Source organism: Clostridium sp. LBM24168, assembly GCF_052953915.1.
In genome coordinates, this window is record NZ_CP196861.1 from 242,282 (window position 1) to 258,655 (window position 16,374).

The window sequence follows — 16,374 nt, forward strand, 5'->3', positions numbered from 1 at the left end:
TAACAGGAGTAAGGTGGTATTATATGTATACTATGGGTGTAGATATAGGATCTACCGCATCTAAAGGAATAATTCTAAAAGATGGGAAGGATATTATAGCCAGCAGTATCATTTCAGTAGGTACAGGTACAAGTGGACCTACCCGTGTAGTTAATAAGCTGTTTGAAAAGTCGAGATTATCAAAAAGTGATATGAAGAGAGTGGTTGTAACAGGATATGGAAGAATGAACTTTGATTATGCTGACAAGCAGATAAGTGAGTTGAGCTGCCATGCCAAAGGTGCATACAGTTTATTTCCGGATGCCAGAACAATAATAGATATAGGTGGCCAGGATGCAAAGGTTTTGAAATTGAACTCAAAGGGCAGACTTATGAATTTTGTAATGAATGACAAATGCGCTGCAGGAACAGGACGTTTTCTTGATGTAATGGCCAATGTACTGGAGGTTAAAACGGATGAACTGGCGGATCTTGCAGATAAGTCAAAGGATGAAGTTGAAATAAGCAGCACCTGTACTGTTTTTGCAGAGTCGGAAGTTATCTCTCGCCTGTCGGAGGGTAAAAAACCTGAAGATGTTGCTGCAGGAATTCATAGATCCATTGCCAGAAGGGTGTTGGGTCTTGCAAAAAGAATCGGTATAGAAAAAGAAGTAATAATGACTGGCGGAGTTGCCCAGAACAGAAGTGTAGTTGGATTTATGGAAAAGGGAATAGGATTTCCTATAAAAGTATCCAGGTATGCGCAAATAATTGGAGCTCTTGGGGCTGCAATATATGCCTGGGAAGAAACCAGTGAATAAAAATAGGAAGGGAATGTTGAAAATGGCAAAATCTAAAGCAATGCAAATGTGTAGACAAATAGTAAGTGACAGTTATGAAAAGGCTGCAGATGCTAAAAAGAATGGTGAACTTGTAGGGTGGGCCACATCCATATTTCCTCAGGAGATTCCCGAGGCCTTCGGTCTGAATGTTGTATATCCTGAAAATCATGCTGCCGCAGTATCGGCAAAGCATGGATCTCTTGATCTGTGTGAGACTGCAGAGAGCAAAGGGTATTCAAATGACATATGTTCCTATGCAAGAGTAAATCTTGGCTATATGTATGAAAACCAATGTGAAGCTTTGAATATACCAACACCTGATTTTATATTATGCTGTACAAATTTATGCAATACTGTTGAGAAATGGTATGAAAATCTTGCAAAACATTACGATATACCTCTTATTATGATTGATACTCCATATAATGTAGACTATGAAGTAACTCAGGAAAAGACAGATTATATAAAAGGCCAGTTTGAAGAAGCTATAAAACAGCTTGAAAAAATAACAGGTAAAAAATTTGACAAGAGAAAATTCAAAAATGTAATGGACATTTCATCAAGGTCGGGAAGTTTGTGGAAGGAGGCCATGAGCCTTGCAAAGCAGGTGCCTTCACCTATGGGTGGATTTGACCTTTTCAACTATATGGCTATTATAGTTTGTGCACGTGGAAAGCAGGAAACCGTAGATACATTTGCACAGCTTGTAAAAGAACTCAAGGAAAACATTGAAAACGGTGAAACTACATTTAGAGGGGAAGAAAAGTACAGAATAATGTACGATGGAATACCATGCTGGAATTACCTCAGTTATAAATTGAAACTCTTCACCAAATATGGAATAAACATGGTTGGAAGTGCCTACCTGGATACATGGTCTATCCAGTATGAATCTGGGGACCTTGATGGAATGGCAAAGGCCTATAGTGCACTTCTTAACAATATAAATATAGATAGGCTTGTAGACAGCAGAACTGATGTAATAAATAAATTCAAATGTGATGGTGCGGTATATCACATGAACAGAAGCTGTAAAATAATGGACTTTCTGCAATACGAGCTATCAAGGAGAGTGGAGAAAAATACGGGGGTACCATATACAAGATTTGATGGAGATCAATCCGATCCTAGAAACTTCACAAAAGCACAATTTGAGACAAGAATACAGGGGCTTGCGGAAATAATGGAGAGTAATAAAAAACAGGAGGGCAATCAAAATGAATAGTGTAGAGAATATTTTATCACAATTGGGACAGATAGCTGACAACCCTAAAAAAGCTGTAAAAGATTATATAGATAAGACCGGCAATAAAGCAATAGGTTGCTTTCCGGAATATTGTCCGGAGGAGATTGTATATGCTGCAAACATGCTCCCTGTGGGGCTCTGGGGTGGACAAGTTGAAATAGACAGGGCAAAATCCTATCTCCCCGCATTTGCGTGTTCACTGATACAGGCCTGTCTTGAATTTGGAATAAGGGGAGAATACGATGTTCTCTCAGGAGTAATAGTTCCATCACTTTGTGATACTTTGAAATGCATAGGCCAGGACTGGAAGGTTTCAGTACCGCATATTCCATTTATACAGATTGTATATCCACACAACAGAAAGATTTTACCAGGTGTAAAATTACTTGAAAGTGAATATGTAAAAGTGAGAAGAGAGCTTGAGAAAATAGGTGGCAGAAAAATAAGCGATAAAGACATTTCAAATAGTATAGATGTCTACAATAAGCACAGGAAGGTTATGAGGAATTTTGTTCAAGTTGCAGATAGACATCTTGATAAAATTACTCCACTTAAGAGACATGAAGTTGTAAAAAGTGGTTATTTCATGGATAAGGCTGAACATACCAAATTGATTGAGAGCTTGATAATAGAACTTGAAAAACTGGATGATTTCAAATGCAAAGGAAGTAAAGTTGTTTTAACTGGTATAATGTCTGAACCGGATGAACTTCTGAAGATAATGGAGGAAAATCAGATATATGTAGTTGGTGATAATCTGGCACAGGAGTCAATACAATTTGATACGGATGTACCGGAGGGATTGGAGCCTATAAACAGACTTGCAAAGGCATGGTCAAACATAGAAGGTTTTTCACTTGCATATGATCCGGGAAAGAAGAGAGGAGATATTTTAACAGATTTAGTAAAGAAAAATGGAGCAGATGGTGTAATAGTCTCCATGATTAAGTTCTGTGATCCCGAAGAATTTGACTATCCTGTATACAAGGAACAGTTAGATGAAAAAGAAATACCTGTTCTGTACATTGAAATAGACCAGCAGGATATGAACAGTGAACAGGCACGTACAAGAATTCAGGCATTTAAAGAGATGCTGGAAAGTTAATTGTCATCAATTCCTCCCCTGTTTCTTTTTTGGACTGTTCTATGATATACTTTTTATACAACCTAAAATGATTTTTTAAATTTAAAGAGGTGCCTATGACTTATGATAAGAAAATTTCAAAGTTACAGTCCTGAAGTTGACAAGAGCTGTTTTATAGCTGACAGTGCAGATGTTATTGGGAAAGTCAAACTGTGTGAGGGTGCAAGTGTATGGTTTGGAGCAGTTGTCAGGGGAGATTCAAATGATATATATATAGGAAGAAAGAGCAATGTACAGGATAACTGTACAATCCACGCTGGATTGTACAGCTCTGTGCATATAGGAGATTATGTAACCATAGGACATAATGTGGTAATTCACGGACATGAGATAGGAAATTGTACTTTGATAGGAATGGGATCGATTGTTATGAACGGGTCAGTTATAGGAAGTGAAACTATAATAGGTGCTGGAAGTATTGTAACTGAAAATAAAACTATACCCTCAGGGGTGCTATGCGTGGGATCACCTGCAAGAGTTATGAGAAGGCTTACAGATCAGGAAAGATTGGATCTAAAGGGTACTGCAGAACATTATTTTAAAAATTCCTCAAATTATGCTGATTATAATATAAATAGAAAGTTTTGATCAGTTTTTTATCACATAACTTGTAGATTATGCATAAAAATAATATAACATTAATATTAGGAGATATGGTATGCCGGTTTTGAAGTTAGGTGATAGAGGGAATCAGGTTATGAGGATACAGTCAGTTTTAAAAAAACTGGGGTATTATTCGGGAGCTGTAGATGGAATATTTGGTACACAGACGGAAAATGCCGTAAAGAAATTTCAGGAAAGAAACAGGCTTGTCTCAGACGGGATAATAGGTCAAAATACTTATAGGATCTTTGAAAGATTTATAGATGGATTTGACAATTATACCATAAAACCGGGAGATACTCTCTACAAAATAGCTAGAATGTATGGCACACAGGTGAATAGAATAATAATAGCAAATCCGCAGATACAACCCTTTGGCCTGATTCCTGGAACTACAATCAAGATTCCATACAATATTGACATAGTTGACACGGATATAAATTATACCTATGAAATAATGGAAAGTGATATTTTTTCGTTAAAGGCGAGATATCCGTTCCTGAATATTGGAACTGCAGGTAAGAGCGTACTTGGCAGGGAACTCTATTATATAAAACTTGGCACGGGACCGAATGAGGTTTTTTATAATGGTTCCCATCATGCTCTGGAATGGATAACAACACCTCTTCTCATGAAATTTGCAGAAAATTTTCTGAAAGCCTATACGGAAGGCAGAGATATTAGAGAATATGATATAGAAAATATATGGAGGAACAGCAGTATATACATTGTTCCAATGGTAAATCCGGATGGAGTTGATCTTGTACTCAATGGACTTATGAGAAGTAATCCATATTATGATGATCTAATAGTATGGAACAATGGAAGTGAAAATTTTTCAAGAGATTGGGAAGCCAATAATAGAGGGGTGGATTTAAACCACAATTATGATGCAGGGTGGGAACTTTCAAAAGCTGCAGAAGCTTCCTATGGAGTTTATGGACCGGGACCTACAAGGTATTCAGGGCCTTCACCTGTTTCAGAGCCTGAAACAAAATCCATGGTAGATTTTACCCGGGATCACGATTTTAGGCTGGTGCTGGCCTACCACAGCCAGGGACAGGTTATATACTGGCAATATGATGATCTTACACCTTCGGAATCAAGGGAGATAGGTGAACAACTTGCAGAGGTAAGTGGCTATACTTTGGAGGAGACTACAGGAATAACTTCCTATTCAGGATATAAGGACTGGTTTATACAGGATTTTAGAAGACCGGGATTTACTATTGAAGTGGGAAAAGGTGTAAATCCACTTCCCATAAGCCAATTTCAAGAAATATATGATGATAATGAGGAACTTCTCATTTTGGCATCAGTTATATAACAAGCTTATGTACTTTTATAGGAAAAACACTATTACAATGTATAGGAAACATTGGTAGTGTTTTTTACTTGTATATGTCGACTAGAAGCCCACTTATATCATCTATAGTGGAAGCTATATTCAAATTTTCCTTTTGTTCATTCATAAGCATATTTGTAAGTTCCTCAAGTTTCTTGTCTATAGTCTCAACGGTAATAAAATACTGGGTCTGCCAGAAACTTATATCCTTTTTTACACTGTACATGTAGTTCAATACGGATTTCAAGTATTCTTTTATCATTTTTTTGTAGGCTCTGACGTCGGAATAGCACTTGGTAACAGATAACCTGTTTCCTTTCTTCTTGATATTGTCAAACATATTTTTCAATTGTTCTTCAGATTTTTTTTCCATCTGAGAGTTAAAACTCTGTGAAAAATCTTTTTTTACTTTTATATTTATACTTTTAGAAGAAGTATTAGAAGATCTTCCTATTCTAGAAATTTCCATAAGACACCTCCATTTACTCGTTAAATATATTATATAGGATATTAATATAAAAATATAGATATTTTTATATTTAATATGTAATAATTATGAATGAGCTTTTATATACTATATATTGAGTTTTATTATTCCATATAGTATAATTTTATACACACATACAATAATTAAAATGTATAAGAATAAATTATATTCAAAAAATAGATCTAATAAGAAGAAAGAGGTGATATTATGTGGTTTGATAAAAGCGGTGATGAGGTGCTGAAGGAAAAGTGTTCACATCTTCAAAATGGACTGACTTCTGAAGAAGCATCTGAAAGGCTTGTGAAATTGGGGGAGAACAAACTTAAGGATAAGAAGAAAAAATCAGTATTCAGTTTATTTTTTGAACAGGTAAATGATCCCCTTATATATGTTTTACTTGCAGCTGCACTGGTTTCAGCTTTTCTCAGGGAAATAAGCGATGCTGTGATCATAGGAATTATAATCATACTCAATGCTGCAATAGGAATGTTTCAGGAATCAAAAGCTGAGAAGGCACTTGAATCATTGAAAAAGCTTACTACACCAAAGGCTATTGTAAAAAGGGATGGACAGCTTGTAGAAATTCCTTCTGAAAATCTTGTGGAAGGTGACATAGTAATATTGGATGCAGGAAGATATGTGCCCTGTGATATCAGGCTTATAGAAGCTGCCAGGTTGAAAATAGATGAGTCTGCCCTTACAGGAGAATCAGTGCCATCTGCTAAATCACCGGAGACTATCTCCGACAACGGAAATGTAGCACTTGGAGATCAAAAAAATATGGCGTTTATGTCTACACTTGTAACCTATGGCAGGGGAACAGGTGTTGTAGTAGCCACAGGTATGAAAACTGAGATAGGAAAAATAGCAAGTATGCTTGAAAGTAATGAAAAAAATCTTACACCTCTTCAGAAAAAACTTGCAAGACTTGGGGTTTTGCTTGGAATAGTATCTGTTGCCATATGTGCACTCATATTTGTAATAGGAATGATACAGGGAAGGGATTTGTTCGAAATGCTTCTGACCGCCATAAGTCTGGCTGTTGCTGCCATACCGGAGGGACTTCCTGCCATAGTTACCATAGTACTGGCAATGGGTGTACAGAGGATGATAAAAGAAAATGCTATTATAAGGAAGCTCCCTGCAGTTGAGACTTTAGGAGCTGTAAATATTATATGCTCTGATAAAACAGGCACCCTGACGCAAAACAAAATGACGGTGACAAAATTTTATGTGATCAACAGGCTTGAAAATATATCAGGCCTGAATATAAAAAATATGTCAGAGAGAATACTTCTGGAAAATATGATGCTGTGTAATGATGCCACTTATTCTGAAGATGCTAAAACAGGGGATCCAACTGAAATAGCCCTCCTGGAAGTTGGAACAAAATTCAATGTGTTCAAAGAAGATGAAGATAATCTGCATAAAAGAACATATGAGATACCCTTTGATTCTGAAAGAAAATTGATGACTACTGTAAATAAATATGAAGATATACACAGAGTAATCACTAAAGGAGCGGTGGACAATCTGGTGAATATATGCAGCAGGGCTATTGTAGATGGAAAAGTGGTTCCGATTACCGACGGGATAAAATCCGATATACTTTCAGCTTCAAATGCCATGTCTGATGAAGCACTTAGAGTTCTTGCAACAGCTTTTAAAGATATTCAATCAGAACATGTGAATATGGATTCTCTGGAAGATGATTTGATCTTTGTAGGATTTTATGGAATGATAGATCCTCCTAGGGAAAATGTTAAAAAATCCATAGAGGAGTGTAAATCTTCCGGTATAAGGACTGTGATGATAACAGGCGACCACAAGAATACAGCTTTTGCAATAGCTAAAGATCTTGGTATAGCAGATGATGAATCACAGGCGATACTGGGCTCAGAGTTTGAAGGTATGAGTGAGGAGGATGTATCTGGAAGTATAGATAATTTAAGAGTTTTTGCAAGGGTATCTCCTGAGCATAAGGTGAAAATAGTAAAATCACTTCAGAAAAAGGGAAATATAGTTTCAATGACAGGTGATGGAGTAAATGATGCACCTTCATTAAAGACTGCAGATATAGGAGTTGCCATGGGAATCACTGGAACGGATGTGGCAAAGGGTGCATCAGATATGATACTTACAGATGACAATTTTTCTACTATTGTGTCTGCAGTAAAAGAGGGAAGAAATATATACAACAATATAAAAAAATCAATAACTTTTCTCCTTTCCTGCAATATAGGAGAAATAGTGGCACTTTTTATAGGAATACTCCTTGGATGGCCCGCAATTTTAAGGCCTATACATCTTTTATGGATCAATCTTATAACTGATAGCCTTCCGGCCCTGTCACTTGGAGTTGATTCGGGAGATCCTGATATAATGAAAGAAAAACCAAGAGATTCTCGGGAAGGACTATTTTCAGGGAAAAATGGAGTGCTTCTTATAATAGATGGGCTTGTCATAGGAATTACAACTCTTGCAGCATTTCATGTGGGAACACTTATATATCCTGATTCCATCATGCATGCACAGACTATGGCTTTTGTAGTCCTAAGTGTATCACAGCTATTTTATACTCTGAGTATAAGGCATCGTAAGAAATCCATATTTAAAATTGGAATTTTTACAAACAAATATTTGATATGGTCCATACTAATCGGAATACTTCTTCAGAATATAGTAATTTCTGTACCGATTTTGGCCTCCCTGTTTAAAGTATACAGACTTACTGTGAATGACTGGTTTTTTGTAATTCTCCTTTCACTTATACCATTGATTTTGAATGAAATTTTCAAGGTATTTAGAAAAGAATAGATACTTTATCCAAGCTTGATATTTATACTGCTTTTATTACAAAAAATACTGCCATTTCTTACTATTATATTACCATGGCAATCTGTCTTTAAAACTACTATTTTATTTTTCAGCAGCCTTTTTATAACGAATGCATTTGGTGTATTTACATTGCTCATTATAATGGCTGCTTTTGGTTTTATACTGCCTAAAAGTTCAATGTTTGTACTTGTGTTGATACCTTTATTGATTGGACAATTTTAATCAACCCGTTATAATGATCGTCATGGTAATGAGTATTATGATTCCATTCAATTTTTCTATATCGTTGAGATAGAGATACCGTAAAATTTTTTTGTATAATAAATCTGGACTGTATCTATCAAGTAGTTTTTACTGAATGTCTTTATGAGTATGCAGTCACTTTGACCTGCATACAGAAAATGTACCTCGGGATTTCCATGATTTGCATAGGTTATACCTCTGGTACACATTATCAATATAAGAGTAAATATAAATATTGTTTTTCTTTTCATTGTAAACTGTCTCCCGCAATAAAAAATCTATCTATATTTTCTGTATTACGGGATTTAATATTCTTGTTATTTTATTAATCGTGTACCTGATTCATCCTGAACTATAAGTTTTTTCTTCATAAGCCCTCCAAGAGCATTTTTAAAGTAATTCTTGCTTTCATGGAATGTTTTCCTTATTTCATCAGGTGAGCTTTTGTCATTGTATTTCATGAATCCATCATGTTCTGCTAGATATTTGAGTATTGTGTCTTCAAGTGAAAGTCTTTCTCTTGAAGGTCTTTGCCTTGGAGAGAGTGCTAGTTTCCCGTCATCATAAAATTTCTTGATTCTGAGTTTGATTTTTTGTCCGGGAACTAGTTCTGTAAAATAATCATTTTTTGAAATAATTCCCCTGTATTTATTGTCTATGGCAACCATGATATTCCCGTTTTTCTGGAATCCATATATTATGCCGCAGACTTCATTCCCGATTTTATAATTATTTTCTGTGTCCATGTTAATCAGATGTTTGTCAATATCAGTAGTAGCCGCCAGCCTGTCAGTTTTATCCACATATATGTAGAAAAGGTAATGGGACTCCTGAATCAATTTGTATTTCTGTTCCGACATAGGTACAAATACGTCCCTTTCCAGACCTATATCTATAAAACTTCCAAAACTTGCATTGGAGGCCACCCTTAAATAGGCAATGTCACCTGCGGTTGCAAGAGGAGTTTTCATTGTAGCTATTAATCTATCTTTTGAGTCCCTATATATAAATGAATGAATTTCGTCGCCGATTTTAATATCCTCATTTAAAACACTTCCATTTGGAAGAAGTATGTCATCATCTGTATTTCCCGTACGGGCATCAAGATAATAACCAAAAGATGCTTTTCTAATTACCTTTAAATCATTAAACTGTCCTGTTTTTATCAAATCTATTTCCCCTTTAAATTATATTTTGCAGTTGTTCTAAAACAATTATATAACAATAATTATACAATTGATATATCTAGTATTTAAAATTATTCTTGGTAGGAGGTCCTTCTATATTTACATTAATATCTAGCTGAAGAGAACTTTGTTCAAGTGGATTCTGAAGTTTAACTTTAGGGTATTTTCTTTCAAAATACTGTTGTATATTGAATATGTCAAGCTTTTTCATTTTATATTTTTCAAATACGCTATTACAGCTGTCCTTGATGTTCTTTTCAGCTTCCTGCTTCAATTTTGTCATAGTTATATCGTCCATGTGAAAATGATCCTCTGTTTCTGCTATTGCTGCTCTAACAGTTATTATCTTCTTTACTACCACATTTTTATTATCGTAGTGAATTTTGGTATATGTCTTACTGGACAGTATTTCAAGGCTTATATAGTTGTCAGGTGAACTTGGATTTGTTACCTCCAGTGATCCTGCTTTTATGTTGTCTATAAGAAAATTGTATCCAAGGCTGTCATGTGTTTTTAGAATGTCTACCAGCTTACAGTTTTTTATTATTGCGCCATTGTTTATTTCAACTTTGGGTTCAGGCTGGTCAGATTTTAATTCTATCATAGTCAATACGGAGGTACTCTGGGTAGTATATATGCTGTTCAAAAAATCATTTAGGGTAGTTGTTACAGCTCTTGAGGATGTGGGTACATTCCGTATTACGTCATTTACAAATACACCTATATATTCCTGTTCCTTCAAGTCCGTGTTTATAAGTTTCTGCGGGTCTCCCCTTAATACAGCTATATAGCTTCTGAGTACGAATTCCTGATCCCTGGCAAATATATCTATGAATTTGCACATGTCCTTTTCAGCTGCTTTTTCAGTAAATATCAGGGCCCTTGTCTGGGTATAATTCAATTTATAGCTTGAGGACAGGTCTATGTCCCTGAAAGTTTCAAATATTGTCTTTCTTGATCCTCTGAACAATACCCTCTGACCGCTGCCTGCAGCTCCGGAGGGTGTTTTTTCCGGCTTGAAACTTTCTACATATATTACTGGATTCCCCTTTTCGTCTGTATCAATTATCACTGCAGTTGCAAATAGTATCTTATCCATATCCCTGTAATTAAAGCATCCGCTCAGGAATATATTGCACAGTATGAAGAATAGACAGAGTATTTTTTTCATGTTTTATCATCTCCACGTAAGTTATTCTTTGAAACAGTATTCAAATCACTTCTGTACAAAATGTCCTTGTATTTTAGCTGCTTTCCTGTTCCAAGAGGCAGCAGAAATGGATATCCGCAGCTGTCCAGAGATGCCACATGTGATATCATCATGAACATTCCCATGAAAAATCCCATTATTCCCATAAATGCGGATAAAAATAATATTATTACGGACCATACAAGCAAACCTCCGTATAATTTGGGAACCAGAAATGAACATATTGATGCAAGGGCTATTATTATTACGGTAGCCTGGGATGTAAGGCCTGCGTTTACGGCTGATTGTCCCAGTATCAATGCACCAACTATACTCATGGATTGACCTATGGGTTGCGGAAGGCGTATTCCGGCTTCTCTCAGAAGCTGGAAGAAAAACAGCATTACAAGTACTTCTAGTATTGTGGGAAATGGTACATAGGCTCTTGAAATAGCAAGCCTGAATATAAATTCTATAGGTATAAGAGAGAAATGATAGGTTGTAAGTGCAACATACAATCCCGGAAGAAGGACGCTAATTCCAAATGCAATAAACCTTATCATTCTTATTATATTGGCATATATTTTATTTAGATAATAATCATCTGGTACCTGAAAATTTTCTATGAAAAAATAGGGTGCAGTTATGCAAAAAGGAGTGCCATCTACCAGTATGGCAGCTCTTCCCTGAAGTATTTTTGATGATGCAACATCTGCTTTCTCGGTGTAGTCAATGGTATCGAAGGGAGTTTTTTTGCTTTTTAACTGTTCTTCTATATAATTTGAATCCAGTACAAAGCTTACATTGAGATTTTTAATTGTATCCTTCAATTTTGATATAAGGCTTTTAGGTGCCTTGTTTTCCATGTAAATGAGGGCTGTGATTGTGTTGCTGTCTTTTCCTATGTTGAAAAATTCCACCTTGAGTTCCGAATTCTTTATTCTGCGTCTTATAAGTGAAATGTTATCCATTATGGATTCGTTGAAGCCTTCCTTGGGACCCTTTAATACAGCCTCTGTTATAGGTATTTCTATACCCCTTTTTGGGAAACCTTTTGCTTCACAAAAAAGTATATTATCCATATTTTCAAATATTATTACAACATCGCCGGACAAGATATGTGTAATGGCATCATCTTTTGATTTTACATCTCCTATAGAGTTGCCATACAGAACCTTTTCCTTTATTATAGTTGAGTTTATGGTTTTTCTATTCATTCTCATAAGGGGAGCAATTAGATACTCACTTATAAATTTTGAGTTACACAGGTTGTCAATGAACAACAAATATATATTTCCGCATATGGTATTTATGGTGCGTTTCTTAAAATCGGAACTATTTTTTAATTTATTGCAAATATAGCTTAAATAATTATCCATAGTTAATCACCCATAATTAGTGTTTCTATTTGATTTGGATAACATTCGTCTTTTAGTCAATAATATTATTGTAAATATTAGTTATGATTTGGAATGGAGAAATTTTATGGATAAGTTAAGCTTCAAACATATATTCTTTTTGATATGTGCAGTGGCTATATCTTCCCAAAAAACTTACCCTGAAATATTCATAAATATCTCAGGAAGGAACAGCTGGATAGCTGATATAATAGCCTGCGCAATAATGCTTGTATATTTTGACTATATAATAAACATATGGGTTAAAAACAACTGCAAAAGTATAGTTGATGTATTTGACAGGGCCTTTGGAAAATTCCTAGGTAGGTGCTTCTTGCTACTGTTTACACTGGGAATGATTTTATCATTGGTGGAATCGGCATCTGTAGAATCCAGCGTTATGCATACGAATATGTTTATAGAAACCCCTGTATGGTATATAATCCTGTTTGTAGTATTGCCTGGGTTGTACATTGTGAAGAATGGAAGACAGTCCATAATGATTGTAATAATAATTTCCATGGGAATATCAATATTTAATGGAATTAATTTATCCATGCTGACCCAGCATTATAAAGATTACAGGAGACTGTTTCCAGTCTTTCAGGACGGGTTGAATATTAATCTTTTTATATCCGTAATAAAGACTGTAGGAATGTATTCATCTATTTCCATAGTAATCCCAATTTTATCCCAGTTAAGAACGAATAAAAATTTAAGGAAGTATGCATTTCTTTCAAATTTATTTATAGCCCAGATGGTTGTAGTTTCTACCATAGGGGTTCTTACAACTTTCAATTCTGAAAGGGCAAGTACCCTTATATATCCAAAATTGACTCAGACGCAGCTTGTATCCTATTTTGGATTTATCGCCAGCGGAGAATTTTATGTAATATTTCAGACCATAGCTTCCTGGTTTGCAAAATATATAGCCTCATTTTTTTCAATTATAGTCATATTTAAGGAACTAAAGCCTGAAAGTAAACTCCCTTCACTCAAAGGTCAGATTGTATTGACCGCTATAGTATATATAGTTTCATATTTTTCAGCAAGAAAGCTAATGGTTTTATTCAAACTTTTAAACATATATGTTTATGTATGCGTTGCCATATTTTTTATTCTTCCTATTGTAGCATTTACTCTCTTCAATTTGAGAAATAAGGCTAGTAATTAGAAGGTTTTATTTTACAGCCCATGTCGATGGGCCTGGAATAGTAAACTGAAGTAGTTACAATGGCATCAGCTCCTGACGCCGCATAATCTTCGATATTGTTTTCATTGATTCCACCGGCCGCCAGTATGATTATGGATGGATTTATGTTTTTAAGTGTGCTTACATATGTTTTCAGGGTTCCTGAAGGAACTTTGTCAAACTGAATTCCATCAATACCGTTTTTACAGAGTACAATTGCATCATTTAATACTTCCACCTCTGCAAGTACTTTTTTTTCACATGCCTTATGCTTGATGCTCGGGAGTAATGCAACCAACCCGTCTATACCACCTAGAAAGTTTAAATGTTGCTTGAAGATAAGTATGGTTTCTGACAGCCCTAGTCTGTGTGAAAAACCTCCGCCTGATATGACGGCTTTTATGGACAGCTCTCTTGTTCCGGGTATATTCTTCCTTGTAGTTAATATTGATATATCTGGATTTATTTTTCTAGCCTTGTCGAGCATTCCTTTTGTCTTTGTAGCGATACCGGAGCTATAATCCATAATATTTTGACATATCTTCCAGGCTGTATGTAAATTTTCTGCACTTCCAATGCCCTCAAGAAAGATTTCATCCTTTTTTATTAAGCTTCCCGAGTGTTTCATGAATTTTATGTCTATATTTAACTTGTCAAATATTCTTGCAGCCTCTTCCGTGCCGCATAATACAGCGTCTTCTCTGGAAAAGAACTGTATAGAACCCTTCATGTTTCCAATTCCAAGAATTAAGGTGGTCAGGTCCATATAAGGTGAGTCCTCTTTAATAAATTTATCTATAAGTTCATCTGAAATATACATTGTACAATACCTCCATTAAAATTATTATATTAGATTTATGTAAATTTGATAATGATAATATTCATAAAAAAATATATTTTTGCAGACAATATATTAAAGAGGCGGATAATATGAAAAAACGTAAAAATGTATTTAAAAAATTTATGTCATTGATTACCTACAAAGAAAAAAGGAAGGTAAAGGAATTTTCCATACCTCAAGTAAATGAGGAGAATGAAAAGACCGCAGAAAGCAATTGCTACGGTCCTGATTCCAATGTGGATATGGACAGATTCAAAAGTGAAAATTATGTAAAAGTAAGTTCTGAAGATAAAATACCTTATGGCCTGAATAAAAATCTGGAACTTATGATAAAGATATTTCACTATCCAAAGAATAAAGACATAAATGTTAAAAGAATCAGAATTGCAGATAGGTACAATGGAATTATGGTATATTTCAGGGATATGGTAAACAACGATATAATGAATGATTTTATAATGAGACCGCTTCTGAATCATAAAACTGATTATATAAGAAATGATGGCAATCATGGAGACATTACGGAAGAAGAAGAGATAGACTTTATAATGGATCAGGTAATCCAGATTAACAGAACTAAAAAATGTAATAATGTGAGGGATATCGTGGATGAAGTTCTAAGTGGGAATACAGCTGTTTACATAGATGGAGCCGATAACTATTTAATATGCTATACAAAAGGATTTGAAAAAAGGGCTGTAGATAAACCTCATGTGGAAGGTTCAATAAAAGGTCCTCAGGAGGGCTTTAATGAAAATTTGGATACCAATGTAAGTCTTGTAAGGAGAATTTTGAAGAATAAAGATCTGATAGTAGAAAAGCTGAGGCTGGGAAAGAGCAATAGCAGTGATTGTGCAGTCATGTACATGGAAGGCATAGCGAATCCGGCCATAGTGGATGAAGTAAAGAGGAGAATAAGCAGCATAGATACAGATATGATACTTGGAAGTGGAATGCTGGAACAGTATATTGAAGATGACAGCTGGTCTGTTATACCCACCGTACTTTCTACGGAAAGGCCGGACAGAACGGCTTATTATATTATGGAAGGCAAGGTGGCAATTATAAGTTCTGCCACTCCTTTTGCAATAATTGTACCAAGCACATTTTTCCTGTTGTTCCATACTTCAGAGGACAATTCCCTGAAATGGCAGTACATTTTTCTTTTAAGACTTGTAAGAATTATGGGAATGTTTTCAGCCGTAATTCTTCCAGGATTATATATATCCATTGTAAATTTCCATCAGGAAATGATACCGACTTCTATTCTTATTGCCATTACCTCTGCAAGAGAAAATGTGCCTTTTCCTACTATTATTGAGGTGATTTTCATGGAGGCGGCTTTCGGACTGATAACGGAAGCGGGAGTAAGGATACCAGGTATACTGGGAAATACCATTGGAATAGTGGGAGCACTTATATTGGGGCAGGCAGCTGTACAGGCAAGTATTATAAGCCCCGTGCTCATAATAGTAGTGGCATTTACCATACTGGGGAACTATTCCATACCGGATTTCAGCCTGAGTTATGGGGTCAGGATATTCAGAATAATTTTTATACTTTTAGGGGCCTTGATGGGATTTCTTGGAATCTCAATTGGAATAGTGATGGTCATTACCATGCTCACCAGTCTAAAGTCGTTTGGTGTACCCTTTCTATCGGTTATGGCACCGAAGGCCAGGAAAAGCAGCGATTCAGCTTTAAACAAACCAGTCTGGAAACAGGAGATGCGGCCTGATCCAATAAATCCGCTGAATTTGAGGAAACAGCCTAAAATATCAAGGAAATGGATGAAACAGGATGCAAATTACAACAAGGACAATGATGGATCAAAATAAATT

General features: G+C 35.5%; 15 protein-coding genes. 8 read left to right on the forward strand and 7 right to left on the reverse strand.

What is annotated here, in order from left to right; translation table 11 throughout:
• The first annotated feature begins 23 nt into the window (after positions 1 to 23).
• The 5 genes from ACSVC9_RS01140 to ACSVC9_RS01160 all read left to right on the forward strand — a co-directional run bounded on the left by ACSVC9_RS01140 (position 24) and on the right by ACSVC9_RS01160 (position 5,141).
• Complete coding sequence (locus ACSVC9_RS01140) at positions 24 to 800, forward strand: acyl-CoA dehydratase activase (RefSeq protein ID WP_446898558.1); 777 nt, start codon at positions 24 to 26, stop codon at positions 798 to 800.
• Positions 801 to 822: 22 nt separating this feature from the next.
• A complete protein-coding gene (locus ACSVC9_RS01145; protein WP_446899779.1) occupies positions 823 to 2,046 on the forward strand; it encodes a 2-hydroxyacyl-CoA dehydratase subunit D in 1,224 nt (407 codons plus the stop codon).
• The gene (locus ACSVC9_RS01150) at positions 2,039 to 3,172 is read left to right on the forward strand and encodes a 2-hydroxyacyl-CoA dehydratase subunit D (RefSeq protein WP_446898559.1); all 1,134 of its coding nucleotides are present in this window, start codon (positions 2,039 to 2,041) and stop codon (positions 3,170 to 3,172) included. Before ACSVC9_RS01145 ends, ACSVC9_RS01150 begins: the two co-directional genes overlap by 8 nt.
• Positions 3,173 to 3,274: 102 nt before the next feature.
• Positions 3,275 to 3,799 carry a gamma carbonic anhydrase family protein gene (locus ACSVC9_RS01155; RefSeq protein WP_446898560.1) on the forward strand — a complete coding sequence of 175 codons (525 nt, stop codon included), beginning with the start codon at positions 3,275 to 3,277 and terminating at the stop codon, positions 3,797 to 3,799.
• A gap of 70 nt (positions 3,800 to 3,869) precedes the next feature.
• Positions 3,870 to 5,141 carry a M14 family zinc carboxypeptidase gene (locus tag ACSVC9_RS01160; RefSeq protein ID WP_446898561.1) on the forward strand — a complete coding sequence of 424 codons (1,272 nt, stop codon included), beginning with the start codon at positions 3,870 to 3,872 and terminating at the stop codon, positions 5,139 to 5,141.
• A 64-nt stretch (positions 5,142 to 5,205) separates the two neighbouring features.
• Here ACSVC9_RS01160 and ACSVC9_RS01165 read toward each other — a convergent pair whose 3' ends face one another.
• Positions 5,206 to 5,628, reverse strand: a complete 423-nt coding sequence (locus ACSVC9_RS01165) for a YaaR family protein (protein ID WP_446898562.1) — start codon at positions 5,626 to 5,628, stop codon at positions 5,206 to 5,208.
• A gap of 225 nt (positions 5,629 to 5,853) precedes the next feature.
• Between ACSVC9_RS01165 and ACSVC9_RS01170 the strand changes: the two genes are divergently transcribed.
• Positions 5,854 to 8,463 carry a calcium-translocating P-type ATPase, PMCA-type gene (locus tag ACSVC9_RS01170; protein ID WP_446898563.1) on the forward strand — a complete coding sequence of 870 codons (2,610 nt, stop codon included), beginning with the start codon at positions 5,854 to 5,856 and terminating at the stop codon, positions 8,461 to 8,463.
• A gap of 5 nt (positions 8,464 to 8,468) precedes the next feature.
• On the opposite strand, the gene ACSVC9_RS01175 is transcribed toward ACSVC9_RS01170, so the two are convergent.
• The 5 genes from ACSVC9_RS01175 to ACSVC9_RS01195 form a co-directional block, all read right to left on the reverse strand.
• The gene (locus ACSVC9_RS01175; protein ID WP_446898564.1) at positions 8,469 to 8,621 is read right to left on the reverse strand and encodes a hypothetical protein; all 153 of its coding nucleotides are present in this window, start codon (positions 8,619 to 8,621) and stop codon (positions 8,469 to 8,471) included.
• Positions 8,622 to 8,762: 141 nt separating this feature from the next.
• Positions 8,763 to 8,978, reverse strand: coding sequence for a hypothetical protein (locus ACSVC9_RS01180; protein ID WP_446898565.1), 216 nt, complete (start codon positions 8,976 to 8,978; stop codon positions 8,763 to 8,765).
• Positions 8,979 to 9,044: 66 nt separating this feature from the next.
• On the reverse strand, positions 9,045 to 9,896 hold the full coding sequence (locus ACSVC9_RS01185) for a CvfB family protein (RefSeq protein ID WP_446898566.1): 852 nt from the start codon (positions 9,894 to 9,896) through the stop codon (positions 9,045 to 9,047).
• 76 nt (positions 9,897 to 9,972) lie between these two features.
• Positions 9,973 to 11,085: a Ger(x)C family spore germination protein gene (locus tag ACSVC9_RS01190; RefSeq protein WP_446898567.1), complete on the reverse strand. Its 1,113-nt coding sequence runs from the start codon at positions 11,083 to 11,085 to the stop codon at positions 9,973 to 9,975.
• A complete protein-coding gene (locus tag ACSVC9_RS01195) occupies positions 11,082 to 12,482 on the reverse strand; it encodes a spore germination protein (RefSeq protein ID WP_446898568.1) in 1,401 nt (466 codons plus the stop codon). The genes ACSVC9_RS01190 and ACSVC9_RS01195 overlap by 4 nt, the downstream gene beginning before the upstream one ends.
• A gap of 106 nt (positions 12,483 to 12,588) precedes the next feature.
• Here ACSVC9_RS01195 and ACSVC9_RS01200 point away from each other — a divergent pair, with 106 nt between their 5' ends.
• Positions 12,589 to 13,674: an endospore germination permease gene (locus ACSVC9_RS01200; protein ID WP_446898569.1), complete on the forward strand. Its 1,086-nt coding sequence runs from the start codon at positions 12,589 to 12,591 to the stop codon at positions 13,672 to 13,674.
• Here the strand turns inward: ACSVC9_RS01200 and modD are convergent.
• Complete coding sequence (gene modD / locus ACSVC9_RS01205; RefSeq protein ID WP_446898570.1) at positions 13,664 to 14,512, reverse strand: ModD protein; 849 nt, start codon at positions 14,510 to 14,512, stop codon at positions 13,664 to 13,666. The two genes, ACSVC9_RS01200 and modD, sit on opposite strands and share 11 nt — an antisense overlap.
• Before the next feature lie 110 nt (positions 14,513 to 14,622).
• Between modD and ACSVC9_RS01210 the strand changes: the two genes are divergently transcribed.
• Entirely contained in the window at positions 14,623 to 16,371 is a 1,749-nt protein-coding gene (locus tag ACSVC9_RS01210) for a spore germination protein (protein WP_446898571.1), read from the forward strand.
• The last annotated feature ends 3 nt before the right edge of the window (positions 16,372 to 16,374 follow it).